This window comes from Streptomyces sp. NPDC051104, assembly GCF_040682835.1.
GTDB lineage: Bacteria > Actinomycetota > Actinomycetes > Streptomycetales > Streptomycetaceae > Streptomyces > Streptomyces cynarae.
Map to the genome: position 1 here is coordinate 470,031 of NZ_JBFBBS010000001.1, position 22,478 is coordinate 492,508.

Below are 22,478 nucleotides of genomic sequence, written 5' to 3' on the forward strand. Positions count from 1 at the left end.
GATCCAGCACCCGCCCCATCGAAACCGACGATCAGGAGGAGTGGAAGGTTGTCCATCCGGGTAATGTGTTATCACTTAGCTAGATCGAAGCTAGAGGCGAAACCGGGGGAGACCACCCATGTCGACACAAGCCACGTCCGCCGCCGCGGACATACCGGAGATGCCCAGCCCGCGCGTGCGGGAGTTCACGGCGCACAGCATCGGCGGCGGACTGGCGCTGCTGCTCGGGCTGGTGGGGCTGACACTGGGCGTCGGCCTGGTCGCCGGCGGGACGACGGTCACCGCGTCCGGCGTCAAGACCGCACTCGTCGTCGCCGGCGTACTGATCGGCCTCGCGGCGTTCCTCGCGATGTGCGGCCTGAACACGGTGGCGCCGGGCGAGGCACGGGTGGTGCAGCTCTTCGGGCGCTACCGGGGCACCATCCGGCAGGACGGGCTGCGCTGGGTGAACCCCTTCACCTCGCGTACGAAGATCTCGACCCGGGTCCGCAACCACGAGACCGCCGTTTTGAAGGTCAACGACGCCTACGGCAACCCGATCGAGCTGGCCGCGGTGGTGGTCTGGAAGGTGGAGGACACGGCCCAGGCCACCTTCGAGGTCGACGACTTCCTGAAGTTCGTCGCCACACAGACCGAGGCGGCCGTGCGGCACATCGCGATCGAGTACCCGTACGACGCCCACGAGGAGGACGGGCTGTCGCTGCGCGGCAACGCCGAGGAGATCACCGAGAAGCTGGCCGCCGAATTGCACGCGCGTGTGGAGGCCGCCGGGGTGCGGATCATCGAGTCGCGGTTCACGCACCTCGCGTACGCTCCGGAGATCGCGTCCGCGATGCTCCAGCGGCAGCAGGCCGGGGCGGTGGTCGCGGCGCGGCGGCAGATCGTCGACGGCGCGGTCGGGATGGTCGAGGCGGCGCTCACCCGGATCGCGGAGCAGGACATCGTGGAGCTGGACGAGGAGCGGAAGGCGGCGATGGTGTCGAACCTGATGGTGGTGCTGTGCGGGGACCGGGCGCCGCAGCCGGTCCTGAACACGGGGTCCCTCTACCAGTGACGGTTCCCTCCGGGGGCGCGGACCCCCAGCGTCGGCCGCAGCAGCGCAAGCAGGTGCTGTTGCGGCTCGACCCGTCGGTGTACGAGGCGCTCGCGCGGTGGGCCTCGGACGAACTGCGCTCGGCGAACGCTCAGATCGAGTTCCTGCTGCGGCGGGCTCTGGCGGAGGCGGGGCGCCTGCCGCGCGAGGCCAAGCCGATCCCCCGCCGTGGGCGACCGCCGGCTTCGGACGAGCCGGAAGCGTAGGCGCCGCCCGGGGGCTCCACCCCCAGACCCCATATCGGCCTTCGGCCTCGTCCTCGAACTCCCCCAAGCTCTTCGAGCAGGGGGACCCCGGACGGGCCGGACATACCGGTACCGCCCGGCCCGGCGGCAGTCCGTGTAGCAGAACCGTGACAATCAACCCCCACCTGCAGGGACTCACCGCCTGCCGCTGCCTATACGCGCCATGTATACGCCATGTGTATACGCCGCGTGTACAGTGCTCTGCATGTCCATCGGTCACACCCTCCTCGGACTCCTGGAGTCCGGGCCCCGCCACGGTTACGACCTGAAGCGGGCCTTCGACGAGAAGTTCGGTCACGACCGGCCGCTGCACTACGGCCAGGTCTACTCGACGATGTCCCGGCTGCTGAAGAACGGGCTCGTCGAGGTCGACGGGATCGAGCCCGGCGGCGGGCCGGAGCGCAAGCGCTACGCGATCACCGGAGCCGGCGTCACCGACGTCCAGCAGTGGCTGGCGACGCCGGAGAAGCCCGAGCCGTATCTGCAGTCGACCCTGTACACCAAGGTCGTCATCGCCCTGCTCACGCACCGCGACGCGGCCGGCATCCTCGACACCCAGTGCGCCGAGCACCTGCGGATGATGCGGATCCTGACCGACCGCAAACGCGAGGGCGACCTGGCCGACCAGCTGATCTGCGACCACGCCCTGTTCCACCTGGAGGCCGACCTGCGCTGGCTCGAGCTGACCGCCGCACGCCTGGCCAAGCTCGCCGAGGCGGTGACCCGGTGACTGCTCCCGCTGGTTCCCTGCTCGCCGCCGAGGGCCTGCGCAAGGCGTACGGACCCACCCTCGCCCTGGACGGCGCGGAGTTCTCCGTCCACCCCGGCGAGATCGTCGCCGTCATGGGCCCCTCCGGGTCGGGCAAGTCGACCCTGCTCCACTGCCTGGCCGGGATCGTGCCACCCGACGCCGGCTCCATCGTCTACAACGGCCGCGAGATGGCCGGTATGAGCGATGCCCAACGCAGCCTGCTTCGCCGCAGCGAGTTCGGGTTCGTCTTCCAGTTCGGTCAGCTCGTCCCCGAGCTGACCTGTGTGGAGAACGTGGCGCTGCCGCTGCGGCTGAACGGCACCTCCCGCAAACAGGCCGAGCAGGCCGCCCTGTCATGGATGGCCCGGCTCGAGGTCGACGACCTCGCGGGCAAGCGGCCCGGTGAGATATCCGGCGGCCAGGGCCAGCGCGTGGCCGTGGCCCGCGCCCTGGTCACGGGCCCGCGCGTGCTCTTCGCCGACGAGCCCACCGGTGCCCTCGACTCGCTCAACGGGGAGCGCGTGATGGAACTGCTTACCGAGGCGGCCCGCTCCACCAACGCCGCCGTCGTCCTGGTCACGCACGAGGCGCGGGTGGCGGCCTACTCCGACCGCGAGATCGTCGTACGCGACGGCAAGTCGCGGGACATGGAGCGCCTCGTATGAACGGGCGTCAGTGGTCGAGAGACCTGGTGATGGGTGCCAGGTTCGCGTTCAGCAGCGGACGCGAGGGATGGGCCCGGCTCCTGCTGACCGGCTTCGGCGTCGGACTCGGCGTCGCGCTGCTCCTGCTCACCACCGCGCTCCCCAACGCGATCGCGGTGCGGCACGAGCGGGACAACGCGCGCGCGGACCACACCTACAGCCAGGAGAAGAAGCCGAAGGCCGACAACACCCTGGTGATCGCCGACATCGACACCACCTATCGGCAGAAGGACGTCCGCGGACGGCTGATGGAGCCCGAGGGCGCCCGGGCGCCGCTGCCGCCCGGCCTCGACAGGTTCCCGGAGCCGGGCACGATGGTCGTCTCCCCCACCCTGAAGAAACTGCTCCAGTCCGACGAAGGCGCCCTGCTGCGGCAGCGGCTGCCGTACCGGATCACCGGCACCATCGCGGAGAGCGGGCTCATCGGCTCCCACGAACTGGCCTACTACGCGGGCGCCAAGGGGCTCGCCGCGAAGATCAACTCCCCGGACGTGGCCCGTATCGACATGTTCGGGGACAACGGGACCACGTCCGAGAAGACGGACCCCGTCCTGCTCCTGCTGACCCTGGTCGTCTTCGTCGTCCTGCTGATGCCCGTCGGCGTCTTCATCGCCGCGGCCGTGCGGTTCGGCGGCGAGCGGCGCGACCGCAGGCTGGCGGCACTGCGGCTCGTCGGTTCGGACAGCGGGATGACCCGGCGGACCGCCGCCGGCGAGGCGCTCGCGGGGTCACTGCTCGGACTGCTCTTCGGCACCGCCTTCTTCCTGCTCGGACGTCAGCTCGCGGCATCCGTCGAGGTGTTCGGCGTCAGCGTCTTCCCCAGCTACATGAACCCCTCTCCCACGCTGGCCCTGCTCGTGGCGGTCGCGGTCCCGGCGGCTGCGGTCATGGTCACCCTGTTCGCGCTGCGCGGTGTCGTCATCGAACCGCTCGGCGTGGTGCGCACCGCGAAGCCCGCGCGGCGCAGGCTGTGGTGGCGCCTGCTGCTGCCGCTGGCCGGGCTCGCGATGCTCTACCCGATGCTCGGCAAGGGCCTCAGCAACGGGAACTTCAACGAGTACCTGGTCGTCGGCGGTGTCCTGCTGCTGCTGGTCGGTGTCACCGCGCTGCTGCCGTGGGTCGTCGAGACGGTCGTGGCCCGGCTGAACTCCGGTGGCGTTGCCTGGCAACTGGCCGTTCGCAGGCTCCAGTTGGGCAGCGGCACCGCCGCCCGCATGGTCAACGGCATCGCCGTGGCGGTGGCCGGCGCGATCGCCCTGCAGATGCTGTTCTCCGGCGTCGAGGGCGACTACACGAAGCAGTCGCAGAAGGACGTGTCACGGGCGCAGATGCAGGTCAGCCTGCCGAGCGACGTCCGGGTCGGCACAGCCGCCGAGGAGTTCGGCCGGACCAAGGGCGTGCGTCAGGTCATGGCGTTCTCCGGTTCGGAGATGGGCGACCGGCGCAAGGACCCCCAGACCAGCAGTGACGTGACCGTCGGCGACTGCGCGGCCCTGCTCGAGGTGGCCCACCTGCCCTCATGCCGGGAGGGCGACGTCTTCGTGGTGCGGGGCGCCGAATACGACACCGACACGCCGGCCCTGGCCAAGCCGGGCCGCACCCTGTACCTCGACCCCTCGTACGGCGACGAGAAGGGAACGGAGTTCGCCTGGACGGTGCCGCAGGGCCTCAAGCAGGCGCAGTCCCGTGAGGACCCGACCGGTGTGCGGCGTGGCGGTTTCCTGTTCACCCGCGGCGCCCTGCCCGCTCAGGCTGAGCGCGGCTTCCGGGGGGAGATCTACCTCGCGCTCGACCGCTCGGTTCCGGACGCCCCCGACCTGGTACGGAACACCGCGGCGCGGGTCGCCCCGTACTCCACCCCCATGACCTGGGCAGCCACCGAGCAGTCGGTGCGCTTCACCTCCATCCGCAGGGGGTTGTTCGTCGGCGCCACGTGCGTGCTGATGCTGATCGGCGCCAGCCTGCTCGTCTCCCAGCTCGAGCAGCTGCGCGAGCGCAAGAAGCTGCTGTCGTCGCTGGTCGCCTTCGGCACCCGGCGCCGCACGCTGAGCCTGTCGGTGCTGTGGCAGACGGCGATCCCCATCGCGCTCGGCCTGCTGCTGGCCTCGGTGGTCGGCCTGACGCTGGGCGCCGTACTGCTGAAGATGTCCGCCGCCACGGTGAGCGTTGACTGGGAGAGCGTGCTGACGATGACCGGTATCGGCGCGGGGGTCGTGCTGCTGGTCACCGCGCTCAGCCTGCCGCCGCTGCTGCGGCTGATGCGGCCGGACGGGCTGCGCACGGAGTAGCCGGTGCGGGGCCCGGTCAGTCGCCGGGCCCCAACACCCGTACGGGGAGCGGCCGCAGCGCCTCGCGCAGGGACGCGGCCAGCTCCTCGTACTCCGGACCCCGCGCGGCGCCCGCGCGCATGGCGAAGGCGACGCGCCGGGTGGGGGCCGGATCCGCGAAGTAGCCGGTGAGGAGCCGGCCGTTGCGGGTGGTCTCCACCTCGACCGCGGTGCGGGGCAGCAGCGTGACGCCGAGGCCGCCCGCGACGAGCTGGACGAGGGTGGACAGCCCGGCCGCGGTCGTGGTCACCGGCACGCCCTCCCGCCGCCCACCACCACCCTCAACCGAGGGGCTTCGCCCCGCCCCGCTGATTCCGCGACCCGCCTCCCGGCAGATGTCGAGGGCCTGGTCGCGCAGGCAGTGCCCCTCGTCCAAGAGCAGCAGGTTCAGCTCGCGCAGCGCCTGGCGGGGAATCCCCTCCCGGCCGCCGAGCCAGTGGTCGAGCGGGGTGACGAGGACGAAGTCCTCGTCGAAGAGCGGGAGTTCCACGACTCCGGGCACACCGAGGGGGACGGCGAGCAGCAGCAGGTCGAGGCGGCCGGTGGTCAGCCCGTCGAGCAGGTTCGCGGTCTGCTCCTCATGGACCTGGAGGTCGAGGTGCGGATAGCGGTCGTGGACGAGGTTGAGGACGGCGGGCAGGAGGTACGGTGCCACCGTCGGGATCACGCCGAGCCGCAGGGCCCCGGTGAAGGGGGCGCGGACGGCCTCGGCCTCCTCCATCAGCGCGCCGACCTCCTCCAGCACCGCCTTGGCCCGTACGGCGAGGCGCTCACCGGCGGGTGACAGGAGCACCTTGCGGGTGGTGCGCTCCAGCAGGGTGACACCGAGGACCTCCTCCAGGGCGGAGACGGCGCCCGACAGGGCGGGCTGACTCATGCCGATCGCGGCGGCGGCGTCCCGGAAGTGGAGATGCTCGGCGACGGCGGCAAAGGCGCGCAGCTGGGCGAGCGTGGGCTGGCGACGTCCGTTGGCCCTGGTCCCACCCGCGGCCATGCTCTTACTCCCGGTTACTGATAGCCAACACCGATCAACACGACCGAGTGTAGCTATTTCCCTAATCAATGCACCCTGTGCCAGCATCGGAACAGTCCAACCCATGAGAAGCACCTTGCGCTCGAGGTGCTTCTGTGCTGCAAGGAGAGCGTGTGCTCACTGTCGGTGACCAGTTCCCCGAGTTCGAACTGACCGCCTGCGTCTCACTGGAGAAGGGCAAGGAGTTCGAGCAGATCAACCACAAGACCTACGAGGGCAAGTGGAAGATCGTCTTCGCATGGCCCAAGGACTTCACCTTCGTGTGCCCGACCGAGATCGCGGCCTTCGGCAAGCTGAACGACGAGTTCGCCGACCGTGACGCCCAGATCCTCGGGTTCTCCGGCGACTCCGAGTTCGTGCACCACGCCTGGCGCAAGGACCACCCGGACCTGCGCGAGCTGCCGTTCCCGATGATGGCCGACTCCAAGCACGAGCTGATGCGCGCGCTGGGCATCGAGGGTGAGGACGGCTTCGCGCAGCGTGCCGTCTTCGTCGTCGACCCGAACAACGAGATCCAGTTCACCATGGTGACGGCGGGCTCCGTGGGCCGTAACCCCAAGGAGGTCCTGCGGGTTCTGGACGCCCTGCAGACCGACGAGCTGTGCCCGTGCAACTGGAACAAGGGCGAGGACACCCTCGACCCGGTCAAGCTGCTGGCTGGTGAGTGACATATGTCCCTCAACTCCCTGAAGTCCGCCCTGCCGGACTACGCCAAGGACCTGAGGCTCAACCTGGGCTCGGTCATCGGCAACTCCGAGCTGTCGGCGCAGCAGCTGTGGGGCACGGTGCTGGCGACGGCGATCGCGTCGCGCTCGGCGATCGTGCTGCGCGAGCTGGAGCCGGAGGCGAAGGCGAACCTCTCGCCGGAGGCGTACACCGCGGCGAAGTCCGCGGCGGCCGTCATGGCGATGAACAACGTCTTCTACCGCACGCGGCATCTGCTGTCGGACCACGAGTACGGCAGCCTGCGGGCGGGGCTGCGGATGAACGTCATCGGCAACCCCGGCGTCGACAAGGTCGACTTCGAGCTGTGGTCGTTCGCGGTGTCGGCGATCAACGGCTGCGGGATGTGCCTGGACTCGCACGAGCAGGTGCTGCGGAAGGCGGGCGTCGGGCGTGAGGTCGTCCAGGAGGCCTTCAAGATCGCGTCTGTCGTCCAGGCGGTCGGTGTGACGCTGGACGCGGAGGCGGTGCTCGCGGAGTAACAGCTCCAGTGCGTGCATCTGGCCCCGTTCACCTTGGCGGTGGGCGGGGCCGGATGCGTCTTTCGCCCCTGCCGCCCCTACCCGTCCCAGCCCCGGGGGCTCGGCCCCCGGCCTCCCCCGCCGGGGACTGCGGCCCCTGGAGCCCTCCTGGGGGCGCCGCCCCAGACCCCCCACCCGCCAACAGCAGTGGGCCCGACTCAGTCGTCCCTGTTCTCGAGTGCTGCCTCGGGCTGCCCTTCGCTCTGAGCCGGAGAGCCCACGACCGTGCTCTCCGGCGACGGAGGCGGCACCGTCGGCTGTTGATGTGCGGCTGGAGCCGTCGCATACGACCGCAGGTAGCCCACCACCGTGTTGGCGACCGCCACCAGCGGTACCGCCACCACCGCGCCGCCGATCCCCGCGACCATCCCCCCGCCCGTCACCGACAGCACCACCGCCAGGGGGTGCACCCGGACCGCGCGGCCGAGGATGAACGGCTGCAGGATGTGGCCCTCGATCTGCTGGACCGCCAGCACCACGATCAGCGTCATGATCGCGGTGAAGACGCCCTGCGTGACCAGCGCCACCAGTACGGCCAGCGCACCCGACGCCACCGCGCCCACCAGGGGGATGAAGGAGAAGAGGAAGATGAACACCGCGAGCGGCACGGCCATCGGGACGTTCAGGAAGTAGATTCCCAGGCCGATGAAGATGGCGTCGATGAGGGCCACGATCACCGTGCCCCGGACGTACGCCGTCAGCGTGCGCCAGGCGCGCGGACCTGCCCCGGCCACCCCGGGCCGCGCCGCCGCCGGCACCAGCTTCAGGGTCCACTCCCAGATGCGCCGGCCGTCGTACAACAGGAACAGCGTCGAGAACATCGTCAGGAGGATGCCGGTCAGGGCCTCCACGATGACCTGTACGCCCTCCAGACCCGTCGACGTGATCTGGTCCGCGTTCGCGCCGATCGCCTCGCGCAGGTTCTTGGCGATCTGGTTGATCTGCTTGTCCGTGACGTGGAAGGGGCTGTTCAGCAGCCACTTGCGCAGCTCGTCGATGCCGTCCTGGATCTGGTTGGACAGCGAGTCGATGTTCTCCATGACCTGCCAGGTCACGAACCAGCCGATGAGGCCCATGATGACGAAGCCGAGGATCGCGGTCAGCGCGGTCGCCGGGCCGCGCGGCACGCCGTGACGCCTCAGCCGAGCCACGGTGGGCTGCAGCAGCGCCGTGATGAGCAGCGCGCACACGAACGCGAACACCACCAGCTGCACCGTGCTGATGACCCGCATCAGAATCCAGACGGTGCCCGCGAGAACGAGCAGTCGCCAGCCCGCCTCCGCCGCGACCCGTACGCCCCACGGCACCGCCTCGGCGGGATGCGGGCGCGGCTGCGGCCGAACGGCGGGAGCGTACGCCGGGGGTGGCGGGACGCTGTCCACGGCCGGGGGCGGCTCGGGCTCGCCGTGCTCCTTCTCGACCTCCGCTCGGCGTTCGTCCAGCCGCTCCCCCATCTGGGTCAGTCCGGCGCCGAGCCGGGAGAGCCACCCTGGCACTTGCGACATGATCCGTCCTCTTCCCCCGCTTCTCCGGGTGCTCTCCACCACTCCCCCCTGGAGTCGTCGGTTCCGACCGTACATGGTGGGTGCGGCGGTCCCTGAGACGGCCGCAGCCCCTCACCCATAGACGGTGAGAGGCTGTGCAGGGTTGAGCGCCGCGCGCGGGCGGGACCGGCGGCTCAGTACCAGCTGTTGGCCTGCCAGAAGGACCAGGCCTGGCAGGGGCTGCCGTAGCGGCTGTCCATGTAGTTGAGGCCCCACTTGATCTGCGTGGCCGGGTTGGTCCGCCAGTCGGCGCCGGCGGAGGCGTACTTGCCGGCCGGCAGCGCCTGGAAGAGGCCGTAGGCGCCGGAGGAGGCGTTGACCGCCCGGTAGTTCCAGCTGGACTCGTGGTTCACGATGTTGCTGAAGCACTGGAACTGGTCGGCCGCCACCATCTGGCGTGCCATCGCCTGGATCTGCGCGACGGTGTACGAGCTCTGGACCGGGAAGCTGGAGGAGTCACGGCTCGCGTCGCGGCTGGCCTTGACCTCCGCCTCCTTGCGCGCCTTGGCTGCCTCTTCGGCCTGCTGCGCTGCCTTCTGCTTGGCGATCGCGTCCGCGGCCGCCTGCTTGCGGGCCGCTTCCTCGGCGTCCTTCTTGGCGAGCGTGTCCGCGGCGATGGCCTGCGCGTCCGCCTGCTGCGTCAGCGACGCCGTCTGGACCTGGGCCTGCTGACCGGCGGGTATGTCGGCGAGGAGCGTCGAGTCGGCTGCGGTCGCCTCGGCGTCGTTCGTCTGGGCAGTGCTGCCCGAGGCGACTCCGACGACGCTTCCGACAGCGGTGACCGCCGTGGCCGAGGCCACTGCGAATCCCCGGACCGAGATCGGGCTCACACGGTTTCCTTCCAGCATCGCCCGCTTCGGTGACCCTGGCGGACGCGATCGTGCCCCTGACACTGGCCTCCCACCTGCGGGTCACGGGAGGCACGGGCCCGGTGGGCAACTCCCGCTGGGGGGAGCGCCGTGTGGTGCTCGGGCGGCATACGACGGCTCTATGCAGTTTGTGTTTCTGTGGCGCTGCGCCTCCCCCAGGGCTTAACGCCTGGGTGGTGCCCCCAGGGGGTACAGCTGTGTCGTATGCGGGGCCTGACAGGAACGAGACTCTGCCGTAATCCGGCGCCGCGTTGCAATTCCGAGATGAGTGTGAAAGCTCACATCCCGTTTGGACCACGGAATTCTCGGGATCTCCCGCACATGACAGCGCCGCCCGGCTAGGCTCTACGCCTTTACCGGACGGCGCCAACTCATGGGTAGCTATCCCATGTTGAACACTTGGGTCAGATCTGCCCGTCCTCGAGCATTTCGGTCACAAGGGCAGCGATCTGGGACCTCTCGGACCGGGTGAGCGTGACATGCGCGAAGAGCGGATGCCCCTTCAGTTTCTCCACCACGGCGACGACTCCGTCATATCGCCCGACGCGCAGATTGTCCCTTTGCGCCACATCATGGGTCAGAACGACCCGCGAATTGGCGCCGATTCTGGACAGAACGGTCAGCAGTACGTTGCGTTCGAGTGACTGCGCCTCGTCCACGATCACGAACGCGTCGTGCAGCGAGCGGCCACGGATGTGGGTGAGCGGGAGGACCTCCAGCATCCCGCGCGCGGTGACCTCCTCGATGACCTCGCGGCTGGTGACCGCGGAGAGGGTGTCGAACACCGCCTGCGCCCAGGGGCTCATCTTCTCGGCCTCGGTGCCCGGCAGATAGCCGAGCTCCTGCCCGCCCACCGCGTACAGCGGGCGGAAGACCATCACCTTCTGGTGCTGCCGCCGCTCCAGCACGGCCTCCAGCCCCGCGCACAGCGCGAGCGCCGACTTGCCGGTGCCGGCCCGGCCGCCCATCGACATGATCCCGACGTCCGGGTCGAGCAGCAGGTCGAGCGCGATCCGCTGCTCGGCGCTGCGTCCCTTGATGCCGAACGCCTCCCGGTCCCCGCGCACCAGGCGGACGTCACCCTCCGCCGTGACCCGGCCGAGCGCCTTGCCCCGCTCCGACTGGATGGTCAGACCGGTGTGCACGGGCAGGTCGGCCACCTCGGGGACGTGTACGTGGCCGTCCTCGAAGAGGATGTCCACCTGTTCGGCGGACAGGGTCAGTTCGGACATCCCGGTCCAGCCGGAGGAGTCCGTGATGGCCAGTTCCGCGCGGTACTCCTCGGCGAGGAGGCCGACGGAGGACGCCTTGATCCGAAGCGGCAGGTCCTTCGACACGACGGTGACGTCGAACCCCTCCGCCTGCAGGTTGCGGGCGACCGCGAGGATGCGCGAGTCGTTGTCCCCGAGGCGGTAGCCGGTGGGCAGAACGCTGGGGTCCGAGTGGTTGAGCTCCACCCGGACGGTTCCGCCGAGGTCCCCGATCGGGATGGGGGCGTCGAGCCGGCCGTGCCGCACGCGGTAGTCGTCCAGGTGGCGCAGGGCCTGCCGGGCGAAGTAGCCGAGTTCGGGATGGTGCCGCTTGGCCTCCAGCTCCGTGACCACGACGATCGGAAGCACGACCTCGTGCTCCTCGAAGCGGGTCATGGCATTGGGGTCGGCCAGCAGGACGCTGGTGTCGAGAACGTAGGTGCGCCGGTCTGGCTTGGGGCGCTTTGTGCTGGTCACCACGGAAGGACGTACCCCCTCGGATGAGGTCGGGGAGCGACGAGGTGGAGCTGGACCGGTCGTCGGCCGCGATGCACGGGCCGAGGACCGGCCCTCCGCGTCTGCGTCCGTGCTGTGACCGCACGGTCGGGCTGGTGCAAAGGGCCTCCCGGGCGGACGGCCCCGTGCCGTCCGCTGAGATACGACACCCGTGGTTCGGGTGTCGACCTGTCTGGCTTATGCCCTCGAAAATGCGCCGCCATGCCACGGCGTATGACGGCGCCCCGGTGAACTCCTTGTTACATCCCGTCCCCCGAGCGGGCGACGCCACGGGCGGCGCGGGCCGGCGCCGATGGCCGGCGCCCGGGGTGCCCTACCCGCCGTAGCGACGGTGCCGCGCCGCGTAGTCACGCAGTGCGCGCAGGAAGTCGACCTTCCGGAAGGCCGGCCAGAAGACTTCGCAGAAGTAGTACTCGGAATGGGCCGTCTGCCACAGCATGAATCCCGACAGACGCTGCTCGCCGCTCGTACGAATCACCAGATCGGGGTCGGGCTGGTCACTCGTATAGAGGTGCCGGCCGATCATGTCGACGTCGACGGACTCGGCGAGGTCCTCCATCGAGGTGCCCTTCTCACGGGCGTCGAGGAGCATGGAGCGTACGGCGTCGGCGATCTCCTGACGGCCGCCGTAGCCGATGGCGACGTTGACGAGTATGCCGTCGACGTGGGCGGTGGCCTCCTCGGCCTCCTTGAGGACGGTCTGCATCTGCGCGGGCAGCAGGTCGAGCGCGCCGACGTGGTGCACACGCCAGCGGCCGTCGGCGGCGAGGGAGCGGACGACGTCCTCGATGATCCCGAGGAGCGGGACCAGCTCCTCCTTCGGCCGGTCGAAGTTGTCCGTGGACAGTAGCCAGAGGGTGACGACCTCGACGTCCGTCTCGGCGCACCAGCCGAGGAACTCCTCGATCTTGTCGGCTCCGGCCTGGTGCCCCTGCGCGGTGGTCGATCCCGCGGCCTTCGCCCAGCGTCGGTTGCCGTCCATGATGACGCCGATGTGCTTGGGCACCTGAGCGTGGTCCAGGTGGCCTTCCACCCGGCGTGCGTACAGCCTGACGAGCAGGCCGCGCAGCTTGTCGCGCAGGTTCACGTGATTGTCAGCCCCTCCGTGCGGATCAGACAGGCGCGGTCGTGCGCGATCCCCGTCAGATGGCGGTCCCCGAAGCCGAAGCCTACCGCCGGAGAGGGCGGGGGCGGCCAACGGGTGTCAGCGGGTTGGTTTGGGTTTGTGGGTGTGAATCGGGGCGGGGGTGGGGGGATTTGGGGTGATTGGCCGCGCGTGCGGACGGAACGGATCCGGCTCGGGTCAGCCCGTCTGGAGGTTTCCCCTGCTCGGGCGACTTGGAGGTTTGCGGACGAGGCGGTGGGCCGACAGCGGGGGGCTGGACGTGAAGCCGCGTCCTCCGGCCCCGGCAGGGGTCTGTGGGCGGAGCTCCCCGGGAGGAGACGGGTAGGGGCGGCGGGGGCGAGACCCTTCGGTGATGCCCGGCGCAGGGGACTCCCGCGGGCGGAAAAGAAAACGGGCCGGTCCGTGGGGGGGAGACGGACCGGCCCGAGGGGGGGTTTCCACCATAACCCTTCGTAAGGGATTCCGCGTGCATCGGCGTACAACAACTACTCTCCGAAACCGCCCGGCGACGCCCCGATGGTCCCGGAACCCCTCATTCAGGGCCTGATCATGGCCGAAACACGGCGGATTCCCCGGTAATCCGGCCGAGACCCAAGGAATCCAAGGGGTTTGCGCCCTCTTGTGGGTCACGTGGCGACACGCCCCGCCATACTCCGCCCGTGTGACCGCACCAGAAGCCCCCACTTGACGCCGCCGCTAACTTCGCAGTCATGCCCATGCTCACCACACCGGAGACGCCCCACCCGGTGCCATTGGAGGTGGCCCGATCCGCGCGGGCCCGGCGGCGCGGGCTGCTCGGGCGCGACGGGATCGACGGCGCGCTGCTGCTGAGTCCCGCGAGCGCGGTGCACACCCTGGGCATGCGGTTCCCGATCGACGTGGCGTATCTGGACCGGACATTGCGGGTCATGGCGGTACGGACGATGCCGCCGGGCCGCATCGGCCTCCCCCGCCCGCGTGCGCGCCACGTCCTGGAGGCGGAGGCCGGGGCGATGGAGCGCTGGGGGATCAGACCCGGCGTACGGGTCGACGTACGAGAGCCGTGAGCCGTACCGGTGCCGTACCGGCACGGAGTGCACGGCACCGCGCAGCCCCCTCCACTGCGCGGTTCCGCCCGCGCAGCTTCACTCACGCGATTTACCTTGGTCTGAACTTACTCGAGCCACCGGAACCGACGGGAGTCGGCCTCCATGACGATGCGGAAAATCTACGCCCCCGGCTTGCGCGCCTCGATCAGGAACCGCGTGCTGTGCGCGACAAACGGGCCCTTCGACACGATCCGCTCGTGCAGGGACCGCAACCGGTCCTCGTACCGCTCCACGGTGAAGTCCGGCACCATCCAGATCACCTTGCGCAGGAAGTGCACGACGGCCCCGATGTCGTGGAACTCCATGCGCAACCGGGCCTCCCGCAGGTCCACGACGTCCAGTCCGGCCGCTTCGGCCCCGGCGCGCGCCCGCCGCGGATCGCGTCCGCCGCGCACCTCCTCCGGCTGCGGCCCGAGGAAGTACTCGACGACCTCGAAGGCGCTCGCCGGACCGACCTGCTGCGAGAAGTACGTGCCGCCGGGGCGCAGCACACGCGCGATCTCGCCCCAGTAGGTGCGCACCGGATGCCGACTCGTGACCAGGTCGAACGCGGCTTCCGCGAACGGAAGCGGCGCATCCTCCGCCGAGGCGACGACCACCGCACCGCGCGGATGCAGCAGAGCGGTGGCCTTGGCGACGTTCGGCGGCCACCCCTCGGTGGCGACGGTGACCGGCGGCAGCGTCGGCGCGGAGGCCAGGACCTCTCCTCCCCCGGTCTGGACGTCGAGCGCGGCGGACGCGCGGGCGAGCCGCCGCGCCATCGACCGGGCATACCCCCACGGCGGCCGCTCCTCGGTGGCCCGCCCCTCGAACCAGGAGAAGTCCCAGCCCTCGACGGGGGCCTCGACGGCCTCGCGGACGAGCTCTTCGAACGAACGGTGGGTGGACATGCCGTGATCTTCCCAGCGCCACGGAAGCGGACGCGACCGAATTACGGGTAGCCGACCCAGCGGACGAAACCGGCCCAGCGGACGAAACCGGCCCAGCGGACGGTCGGCCTACGGCACGAGCGGCCGTACCTCCTCGGCCACGAACCGCACGAACCCCTCCGGGTCCGGCTCGTCACCGGTCGGCTGCAGGACCACCGTGTCGGCGCCCGCCTCCGCGAGCTGCTGCACGGCCTTGGCGACCGTGCCCGCGTCCCCGGTCACACCGTGTTCCACCCCTCCCTCCCGCTCGATCTCGGCGCGCAGCCGGGCGGCGGCGTCCGGACCGGTGGTGGCGCGGAGGTAGACGACGACGGGGTGCGGGTCGGTGCGACCGGCTGCCTCGCGTCCCTCGTCGACGATCCCACGGGCCGCGCGCACGCCCTCCGGTGACGTGGCGGCGGTGAGGAGTGTGCCGTCCGCCGCCTCACCGGACAGCCGCAGCGAGCGCGGACCGGTGACCCCGGCGAGGATTCGGACGGCCTGCGCCGGCGGCCAGTCCAGGGCGACGTCGTCCAGCTTCACGTACCGCCCGTCCGTGGTGACCCGCTCGCCGCGCAGCAGGGCGCGCAGCGCGTCCAGATACTCCCGCAGCAGTGTCATGGGCGACTCGGCGCGGGCACCGACCTGTCCCATCCAGCTCTGGACGCCGTGCCCGACGGACAGGACGGCCCGCCCGGGGAACATGCGCTCGAGCGTGGCGGCCTCCATCGCGGTGAGGGCGACGTTCCTGAGCGGGACGGGCAGCAGTCCGACGCCCACGCGCAACCGTTCGGTCCAGGCGAGCGCGGCGGACGCCGTGGAGATTCCCCCTTCCAGGAAGCAGTCCTCCCACAGCCACAGCTCCTCGAGGCCCGCCTCCTCCGCGAGCCGCGCGATCGTCCGCAGGCGCTCCGGGGGCAGTTGGGGCCGGAACACAGCACCGAGTCCAGTCATGCGGCCTTCCTACCCAGCGGCCGCCGGCCGGGCAACACCTTTACCGGCCGCCCGTCTCCGGGCGCCCGTAGTGCAGGAGCACGACACCGTTGCCGAACCGGCGGGAGTCGATCAGCCGGAGGGTGGTGGGCTCGTCGCCCTCCGGGAACAGTCGTCTGCCGCGGCCGAGGAGGACCGGGTGGACGTACACGCGGAACTCGTCGACGAGGTCGTGCCGCAGGAATTCCGCGGCCAGTTCGGCACCGCCGAGCGCGAGGTCGCCGCCGTCCTGTGCCTTGAGCGCGAGGATGTCGTCGACGACCACGTCCCGGACGATGGTGGTGTGCAGGCCGGCGTGCTGGAGGGTGCGGGAGAACACGACCTTCGGCATGTTCCGCCAGATGCGCGCGAACTCGACGACGGGGGCGGAGGCGTCGGGGTCCCGGTCGGCCTTGGGCCAGTAGCCGGCCATGAGCTCGTAGGTGACCCGCCCGTCGAGGAAGGCGCCCATCTCCTTCAGGACGTCGTTGAAGTGCTGGTGGAGTTCGTCGTCGACGAGATGCCAGTCGATCTCGCGGTTCGGGCCCTCCATATAGCCGTCGAGGGACACCGACATCATCAGGACGATCTTCCTCATGACCCACCTCATCGACGTCCGACCGGCACCGGCGCCCACGGTACTCAGCGGAGGCGCCTCCTGATCGGTTCCTCCCGGAGTGTCAGCCGCCGGAAATCGCCGCGCCGCCGTCACCCGACGTACTGGCACCCGCCGAGCCTCCCCTCGGGAACGACACCTCCACCCGGCGGTTCTTGCGGCGGCCCTCCTCCGTGGAGTTGTCCGCGATCGGGTAGTCCTCGCTGTAGCCGCGCACCTCGAAGGTGACGTTGCCGCCGAGGCGGGCGGCCAGTTGGTCGTGGACCGCCTCCGCGCGCTGTTTGGACAGGGTCAGGCCGTGGGCGTACGAGCCGAGGTTGTCGGTGAAGCCGAAGACGCGGACGGTGGTCCCGTTCTGCTTCTTGATCTCGTCCGCGATGGCGTCGATACGGGAACGCGCCTCCGGGTTCAGCTTGGAGCTGTCCTTGGGGAAGAGCACTTCCGCCTGGAGCGCGAAGGTGACGTTCTCGTTGGTGTCCTCGCGGCGCTCCTCACCACCGAGGTCCTCCACGACGGACTTGATGTCCAGCACCTTGGCGGGCGCGAGAGCGGCCCCGTCGGCGAGCTTCAGGCCCGGGCTGGCGGGGTCGATGGAGGGGGGTGGGGAGGTGGTCACGGTGCCGGGGGGTGCGCTGGGGTTGTCGTCGGCGGAGACAGGGGGCGCGCCGACGAGGGCGAGGAGGGTGAGGACCGTCAGGGCGGTGGCGGTGCGGGAGGTGAGGGCCATGGTCACCTCAGCCCTGGGAGAGGTCGATGGAGGCGGGGGGCATGGCGCCGACCTCGAAGTTGACCTGGTTCGTCCCTTCCGGGGGGGCGGGGAACTGTGCGAACCAGTCGGCCGACTTCCCCGCGTCCACGCCACCACCGTCGAACTTGGTGCACAGGCAGCGCCCCTGAGTGTCACGCAGGACGAGGTACCTCTTCTTGCCCTTGCTGTCGATCAGGGACGCCCCGGCCAGCGAGGCGCCGTTCTTGCTCAGCTCCCGCTCGTCGCCGCGCCAGTTGGACGCGATCCAGAACTGGCCGCCGATGTTGGTGACCGTGCCGCTCACCGTGACAAAACCGCCCTGGTCGCGGACCGCGGAGGTGACAGTGAGGGTGATGTCGCCGCCTTTCACCTCGGCCAGCACCTTGTCCGCAGCCGGCGCGGACGACTGCTGGCTTTGGCTACCGCCGCGTCCTGCCGTGGATTGGGCAGAGGACGATGTCGCCTTCCGCTTCCCATCGCCGTCCCCACCGCCGCAGCCGGCCACCATGAGGATCAGCCCCGTGGTGATCGCCACTGCGGACAGCGCCCTGCGGCCCTGCATGGTGTGCCGGAGATCCATCGGTACGGCTTCCTCTCACTCGGCCAGATGCACAGAGAACAGCACGGACGCGTCGGGAAGGTCGTCCGAATTGAAATCCCCGGGGTTGATGTCGATGAGATCGCCGCCGCAGTCCAACTGCACTGGCTTCTTCGGATCGGCGTTGGACCCGAAGGTGCACCGCGGTTGGATCACCGCGGTGGCCTCGGCCTTGGCGTGCCGATTCTCCGTACCCGGGAGGATGGAGTCCCCTACCGTGTAGCGCGTCTCGATCACCACGTGGTAGCCGGGAAAGCCGTTCACGGTGGTGCGGACCGGTTCGCCCTTCAGGGTCGCGTCGTTCTCGGCGGCCAGCCGCTCGGCGGCGGCCGCAACGCCGGTCCCTTGGAAACGACCGCCGTTCAGCCAGCTCAGCCAGTTGTCGTCATGGCCGATGGCATCCTGCAGCCCGGTCATCAACTCCTCGCGGGAGTCCTGCGCCGCCGCCAACGCCGCAGCGTCCGCCGCGGACTGAGCTCCATTGCGGGCGGACGCTGCTTGGGCGAACACGAAGAAGGCCAACGCGGCGAACAGCAGGATCCCCGTCAACCAGATATAGAGAGGGAGCGTCTGCCCGCGGTCGCCGGCAAGCCTTTGGCTGATCAGCCGCCGCCACCCGTGACCGAGGTGACGGCGGTCCGGATGGCTCCCGAGATCATTCCATCCAGACCGATCTGGTCGATCAACGTGAAGATCCCGGCAATGATGATCATCAACCCGGCATACTCCACGAACCCGGCCCCCGCATCCCGTCCAGCCCCCCGCATCCGGGCCCCCACGGTCCGCCCCCACGTGCCCACCCCGCGCCTGATCCTGCTCATCACGGCCCCGGCCCTCCCACCCGATGCGGCAACCATCAACCGAAACACCGTAGGTGAGAGCACCCTCACTGTTCGTGGGCCCAGGGGCCCAACTTCCGGGCGTCGGTGCGCTCATCGGCTCCGACCCTCCCGAGCCGTCCCCAGCCAGTGGGCGATCGCTTGGCTCCGCGATGAACTGTGCAGCTTCGCGAAGATGCGGTTGATGTGGTTCTTGACCGTCTTCTCGCTGATGAAGCAGGCGGCGGCGATCTGCCGGTTGTTCATACCGGCCGCGATGAGGTCCATGACCTCCACCTCCCTCGAACTCAGCCCGAAGACCGGCCACCCCGCGACGCGGCGCCGCAGCCCCCCCGCCCGAGCGGGCGGAACCCCCGACGACTGTGCCACAACTGGTTGCAGGTGCGAAGATATTTCCTTCTCTTCGTAGGAAACGCCGAGCGAAGACCGGACAGCGCACGGGGACACCGTCCGCCGGCCCTCCCTCAGGCCCCGTACGGCCGCGATCAGCTCCGCAGTGGTGAACTCCCCGTGGACCAGGTAGCCCGAGGCCCCGCGGCGCAGGGCCTCCGCCACCACCTCGGGTTCTCTGCTGTACGTCAGCATCATCACGGGGGCCTGGGCGGCCAGTCGCGGCAGTGCCGTCAGGCCGTCCGTGCCCGGCATGCGGTGGTCCAGGAGGATGACGTCGGGGCGGTGCCGGGCGGCGTGCGTGAGGGCCTGGGTGCCGTCCGCCGCCTCCGCCACCACCTCGATGTCGTGGTGGACGGTCAGCAGGGCGGTCAGGCCGGCCCGGACGACCGGGTTGTCGTCGGCCACGAGGACGCGCAGGCGCGGGCCGGGATGTGCCTGGTCAGGCAGGTCAGGCATGTGCGGCCTCCTCTTGCGGGGTGGGGGAAGCGGTCGCGGGGAGGGGGATGTGCAGGTGGATCTCGGCACCGCCCAGCGGTGAGCGGCCCAGGCTGAGGCGGCCGCCCAGGGACACGGCGCGTTCCGTCATGCCGAGCAGGCCGAAGTGGCCGGTTTTCGCCAGGCTCTCGGGCGTGGCCGACGGGGGCAGGCCGACACCGTTGTCTTCCACCCGTAGGTCCAAAGCGGCGTTGCCGGGCGCCTGGAGTTCGATCCGTACCCGGCTCGCTCGGGCGTGGCGGTGGGTGTTCTCCAGGGCCTCCGAGACGATCGCCAGGACGTGCTGGGCGGTCGTGTACGGCAGGAGCAGGGGGGCGTCCGGTTCTCTCAGGGCCGCTGTCGTGCCGGTGCGGCTCTCGAAATCTTCCGTCAGCAGGGTGAGTTCGGCCGCCAGGTCCAGGTGAGCCGGCGCGACGCCCGTACGGCGTCGCAGGTCGGAGAGCAGGTCGCGGGACTCCGCCGCCGCCCTGCGCGCGGCCCCGGCGACCAGCGTGGCCTGGCGTTTGAGCGTGTCCGGGTCGCCGTGGTCCGCCGAGGCGGCCAGTGCCTGTGCCGCCAGGGCCAGGCCGTGCAGCGTCTTCGCCACCGAGTCGTGCATCTCCCTGGCCAGGCGGGCCCGTTCGGACTCCACCGCCTCCGCAGCGGACAGGCGGGCATTGGCTCGGGACAGCGCCTCGCTGGCCGCCCCGAAACGGAACATCAGGTTTCGCAAAGTCACGCCGATGATGCCGGCGGCGACGCAGAAACCGGCGATGAGGAGCGTGCTGGTGGCCGCGCCGGGATGGTGTTCCCAAGCCCTGAAGACCGAGAACACCACCGCGAGTTGCAGGCCCGTGAGGACGCCCGCGCCGCGCCAGCCGTACAGCAGGCCGGACAGCAAGGGCGTGCAGACCGTGGCGTACGCGAGGGGGGAGGCCGGGGAGGCGGTCAGGAGCAGTGCGGCGACGAAGAGCAGGTCCAGCGCCATCAGCGTGGGATGCGCGAGGAGGCGCGGGCCCACGCGGTTCCAGTCGCGGAGCACGGCGTACGAGGCCGTGACGCCGAGAGCGGCTGCCGCGACGACGGCGTAGCGGGGGCCGTCTTCGGGCGTGTTCGCCAGGGCGAAGGGTGTGCCGATCAGGATCAGGGCGAGGCGTACGGCCACGGTCTGGCGGCACAGCGCCTGGAGCGCGCCGAGCTGGAGGCGGACGCTGGCGGGAGCGGGGGCGTCGTCCTCCAAGTACCCGGGGGCGGGGTGACTCGTGCGGCTCATCGTCACCGACCCAGAATCGATCCGAAGTCCGTCCCCGACCCCAGGAACATCCCCGTCGCGATCAGGATCATCGTCGCCGGGAGCATGAACACCAGGGTGACCAGCGTGGCCTTGGGGATCGTCTTGGCGGCGCGGCGGCGGGCGTTCTGGGCGTCCGTGCGGCGCATGTCCGTGGCCAGCTGGATCAGGGTTTCGGCGATGGGCGAGCCCAGCTCCTCGCCCTGTTGCAGCGCGGAGACGAACTGGGCGACCTGTTCGGACGAGTTGCGCCTGCGCAGTTCGTCGAAGGCCTGGCGGCGGCTGACGCCCATGTCCATCTGGCGCAGGGTGATGCGCAGTTCGTCCGCCCAGGGGCCCTCGTACTTCTCCGCGACCCGGTCGAGGGCCTGCCGGAAGCCGAGGCCCGCCGAGACGACGACCGCGAGGACGTCCAGGAAGTCCGGCAGGGTGCGGTCGATGACGTCCTTGCGTTCGCGGACGGCCTGCCAGATCAGGGCGTCGGCGGCGAACAGTCCGAAGGCGAACGTCGCGGCGGCGAAGAGCAGTTGGCCGTTCGTGAGGAACATCAGCCCGAGGACCAGGCCGAAGATGCCGTAGACCGCCCGGCGTGCGGCGTAGCGGCTCAGGGTCAGTCCGCCGGGGTTGCCCGCCATGTCGATGCGGCGGCGTTTGGCCTCGACGCGGCGCGGACCCATCAGGCGCAGCACGAGTGGGGCGAAGCGGATGCCGAGGCGGTCGACCGCCGAGCCCGCCTTGGAGACCCGGGTCGCGCCGACCTCCAGGGCGAGTGCGAGATCGCTCGGGAGTCTCGCGTCCGCGCGGATCATCCGGATGCCGAGGAGGACGCCCGCGACGGACACCGCCATCAGCAGGGCGAGGATCAGCGGAAGCATCGCGTTCTCCCCCTCACACTTCGATCTTGCCGAGGCGGCGGATGACGAAGAAGCCGATCGTGTAGAGGCCGAGGGAGAGCAGAACCAGGCTCTGGCCGAGCGGGGAGCCGGTGACACGGGCCAGGGCGCCCTCGTTCGAGGAGTTGACCAGGATCAGCGAACCCAGGCCGAGCATCGGGACCGTGAAGGCCGTCGCGTTGACCTCGGATAGCATCGTGCGGACCTCGCGCCGGGTCTCCTTGCGGTCCTCCAGGGTCTGGGTGAGGTTGCGCAGCGAGTTGACCACCGAGCCGCCCGCCTTGTTCGCCAGGACGAGGGTGGTGACGAGAACGATCAGCTCGCGCGACGGGAGGCGTTCGGCAAGTTCGTCCAGGGCGTCGTCGACCGAGCGGCCCAGCGACAGCTGGTCGGCGACCCGGGCCAGTTCCTCGCCCGCCGGGGCCTCCAGCTCCTCCGCCGCCATGGCGAGCGCGGTGCGCAGGGCGAGTCCGGCGGCCGTGGCGTTGGCCAGTAGGCGGGCCACGTCGGGGAGCTGGTTGATGAACGCCTCGATGCGTTTCTGCCGCTGCCAGTTGAGGAAGATGGCCGCGCTCCAGATACCGACCAGACCGGCGATCGGGCCGAAGAATGGCGCCAGGGTGGACGCCGCGATCAGCCACAGCGCCACGACGACGGCGGTGACGTAGGTGAAGAACTCCCCCGCCGTCAGATCGAGGCCCGTGGCCGAAAGGCGCATGTGGATGGCGCGTCCCAGGCGGGTGCGGCGCAGCCTGCGGTCCACGGCCGCGAAGCGCCGTACGCGGCCGGCCGCCGTGCGGATCGGGCCGCCCGCGGCGCCGGAGAGCCGGTCGACGAGCTCCCGGCGGTGGGCGCGGCCGGAGGCGTACGAGTGCACGCCCCCGACGGCGAGCGTGCCGGTGAGGACGGTGGCGCCGAGGGCGAAGAGGGCGGGGTCGTTCATGACCGGCTCCTGA

General features: G+C 70.3%; 24 protein-coding genes. 8 read left to right on the forward strand and 16 right to left on the reverse strand.

Going from position 1 to position 22,478, the window contains the following annotated elements:
• Window positions 1–118 precede the first annotated feature (118 nt).
• From AB0N14_RS02325 to AB0N14_RS02345, 5 genes are all read left to right on the forward strand, one after another.
• Window positions 119–1,054, forward strand: coding sequence for an SPFH domain-containing protein (locus AB0N14_RS02325; RefSeq protein WP_366023847.1), 936 nt, complete (start codon window positions 119–121; stop codon window positions 1,052–1,054).
• A complete protein-coding gene (locus tag AB0N14_RS02330) occupies window positions 1,051–1,299 on the forward strand; it encodes a hypothetical protein (protein WP_366023848.1) in 249 nt (82 codons plus the stop codon). The genes AB0N14_RS02325 and AB0N14_RS02330 overlap by 4 nt, the downstream gene beginning before the upstream one ends.
• Window positions 1,300–1,543: 244 nt before the next feature.
• Window positions 1,544–2,068, forward strand: coding sequence for a PadR family transcriptional regulator (locus AB0N14_RS02335; RefSeq protein WP_366023849.1), 525 nt, complete (start codon window positions 1,544–1,546; stop codon window positions 2,066–2,068).
• The gene (locus AB0N14_RS02340; protein ID WP_366023850.1) at window positions 2,065–2,754 is read left to right on the forward strand and encodes an ABC transporter ATP-binding protein; all 690 of its coding nucleotides are present in this window, start codon (window positions 2,065–2,067) and stop codon (window positions 2,752–2,754) included. Before AB0N14_RS02335 ends, AB0N14_RS02340 begins: the two co-directional genes overlap by 4 nt.
• A complete protein-coding gene (locus AB0N14_RS02345) occupies window positions 2,751–5,081 on the forward strand; it encodes an FtsX-like permease family protein (protein WP_366023851.1) in 2,331 nt (776 codons plus the stop codon). The genes AB0N14_RS02340 and AB0N14_RS02345 overlap by 4 nt, the downstream gene beginning before the upstream one ends.
• Before the next feature lie 16 nt (window positions 5,082–5,097).
• Here the strand turns inward: AB0N14_RS02345 and AB0N14_RS02350 are convergent, their stop codons facing one another.
• The gene (locus AB0N14_RS02350; RefSeq protein WP_366023852.1) at window positions 5,098–6,114 is read right to left on the reverse strand and encodes a LysR substrate-binding domain-containing protein; all 1,017 of its coding nucleotides are present in this window, start codon (window positions 6,112–6,114) and stop codon (window positions 5,098–5,100) included.
• A 152-nt stretch (window positions 6,115–6,266) separates the two neighbouring features.
• Between AB0N14_RS02350 and AB0N14_RS02355 the strand changes: the two genes are divergently transcribed.
• Window positions 6,267–6,821, forward strand: a complete 555-nt coding sequence (locus AB0N14_RS02355) for a peroxiredoxin (protein ID WP_366023853.1) — start codon at window positions 6,267–6,269, stop codon at window positions 6,819–6,821.
• Window positions 6,822–6,824: 3 nt separating this feature from the next.
• Window positions 6,825–7,358 (forward strand): alkyl hydroperoxide reductase, encoded by a 534-nt coding sequence (locus AB0N14_RS02360; RefSeq protein ID WP_366023854.1) that lies wholly within the window; start codon window positions 6,825–6,827, stop codon window positions 7,356–7,358.
• Window positions 7,359–7,555: 197 nt separating this feature from the next.
• Here the strand turns inward: AB0N14_RS02360 and AB0N14_RS02365 are convergent, their stop codons facing one another.
• From AB0N14_RS02365 to AB0N14_RS02380, 4 genes are all read right to left on the reverse strand, one after another.
• Complete coding sequence (locus AB0N14_RS02365; RefSeq protein WP_366023855.1) at window positions 7,556–8,902, reverse strand: AI-2E family transporter; 1,347 nt, start codon at window positions 8,900–8,902, stop codon at window positions 7,556–7,558.
• 173 nt (window positions 8,903–9,075) lie between these two features.
• Window positions 9,076–9,771 carry a transglycosylase SLT domain-containing protein gene (locus AB0N14_RS02370; RefSeq protein ID WP_366023856.1) on the reverse strand — a complete coding sequence of 232 codons (696 nt, stop codon included), beginning with the start codon at window positions 9,769–9,771 and terminating at the stop codon, window positions 9,076–9,078.
• A gap of 443 nt (window positions 9,772–10,214) precedes the next feature.
• Window positions 10,215–11,540, reverse strand: a complete 1,326-nt coding sequence (locus AB0N14_RS02375; RefSeq protein WP_366023857.1) for a PhoH family protein — start codon at window positions 11,538–11,540, stop codon at window positions 10,215–10,217.
• Window positions 11,541–11,889: 349 nt separating this feature from the next.
• Window positions 11,890–12,663, reverse strand: coding sequence for an isoprenyl transferase (locus tag AB0N14_RS02380; RefSeq protein ID WP_366023858.1), 774 nt, complete (start codon window positions 12,661–12,663; stop codon window positions 11,890–11,892).
• Window positions 12,664–13,412: 749 nt separating this feature from the next.
• Here AB0N14_RS02380 and AB0N14_RS02385 point away from each other — a divergent pair.
• Window positions 13,413–13,748: a DUF192 domain-containing protein gene (locus tag AB0N14_RS02385; protein ID WP_366023859.1), complete on the forward strand. Its 336-nt coding sequence runs from the start codon at window positions 13,413–13,415 to the stop codon at window positions 13,746–13,748.
• A gap of 161 nt (window positions 13,749–13,909) precedes the next feature.
• On the opposite strand, the gene AB0N14_RS02390 is transcribed toward AB0N14_RS02385, so the two are convergent.
• From AB0N14_RS02390 to AB0N14_RS02440, 11 genes are all read right to left on the reverse strand, one after another.
• The gene (locus AB0N14_RS02390; RefSeq protein WP_366023860.1) at window positions 13,910–14,680 is read right to left on the reverse strand and encodes a class I SAM-dependent methyltransferase; all 771 of its coding nucleotides are present in this window, start codon (window positions 14,678–14,680) and stop codon (window positions 13,910–13,912) included.
• A gap of 108 nt (window positions 14,681–14,788) precedes the next feature.
• The gene (locus AB0N14_RS02395; RefSeq protein WP_366023861.1) at window positions 14,789–15,652 is read right to left on the reverse strand and encodes an LLM class flavin-dependent oxidoreductase; all 864 of its coding nucleotides are present in this window, start codon (window positions 15,650–15,652) and stop codon (window positions 14,789–14,791) included.
• Window positions 15,653–15,692: 40 nt separating this feature from the next.
• A complete protein-coding gene (locus AB0N14_RS02400; RefSeq protein WP_366023862.1) occupies window positions 15,693–16,268 on the reverse strand; it encodes a dihydrofolate reductase family protein in 576 nt (191 codons plus the stop codon).
• Window positions 16,269–16,350: 82 nt separating this feature from the next.
• The gene (locus tag AB0N14_RS02405; protein WP_366023863.1) at window positions 16,351–17,013 is read right to left on the reverse strand and encodes an OmpA family protein; all 663 of its coding nucleotides are present in this window, start codon (window positions 17,011–17,013) and stop codon (window positions 16,351–16,353) included.
• 7 nt (window positions 17,014–17,020) lie between these two features.
• Complete coding sequence (locus tag AB0N14_RS02410) at window positions 17,021–17,614, reverse strand: hypothetical protein (protein WP_366023864.1); 594 nt, start codon at window positions 17,612–17,614, stop codon at window positions 17,021–17,023.
• Between the two features lie 15 nt (window positions 17,615–17,629).
• Entirely contained in the window at window positions 17,630–18,238 is a 609-nt protein-coding gene (locus tag AB0N14_RS02415; RefSeq protein ID WP_366024238.1) for a pilus assembly protein TadG-related protein, read from the reverse strand.
• On the reverse strand, window positions 18,235–18,453 hold the full coding sequence (locus AB0N14_RS02420; protein ID WP_366024239.1) for a hypothetical protein: 219 nt from the start codon (window positions 18,451–18,453) through the stop codon (window positions 18,235–18,237). Before AB0N14_RS02420 ends, AB0N14_RS02415 begins: the two co-directional genes overlap by 4 nt.
• Window positions 18,454–18,564: 111 nt before the next feature.
• A complete protein-coding gene (locus tag AB0N14_RS02425) occupies window positions 18,565–19,320 on the reverse strand; it encodes a response regulator transcription factor (RefSeq protein WP_366023865.1) in 756 nt (251 codons plus the stop codon).
• Complete coding sequence (locus tag AB0N14_RS02430) at window positions 19,313–20,611, reverse strand: histidine kinase (protein WP_366023866.1); 1,299 nt, start codon at window positions 20,609–20,611, stop codon at window positions 19,313–19,315. The genes AB0N14_RS02425 and AB0N14_RS02430 overlap by 8 nt, the downstream gene beginning before the upstream one ends.
• Window positions 20,612–20,613: 2 nt before the next feature.
• On the reverse strand, window positions 20,614–21,504 hold the full coding sequence (locus AB0N14_RS02435; protein ID WP_366023867.1) for a DUF5936 domain-containing protein: 891 nt from the start codon (window positions 21,502–21,504) through the stop codon (window positions 20,614–20,616).
• A 13-nt stretch (window positions 21,505–21,517) separates the two neighbouring features.
• On the reverse strand, window positions 21,518–22,465 hold the full coding sequence (locus tag AB0N14_RS02440; RefSeq protein WP_366023868.1) for a type II secretion system F family protein: 948 nt from the start codon (window positions 22,463–22,465) through the stop codon (window positions 21,518–21,520).
• Between the last annotated feature and the right edge of the window lie 13 nt (window positions 22,466–22,478).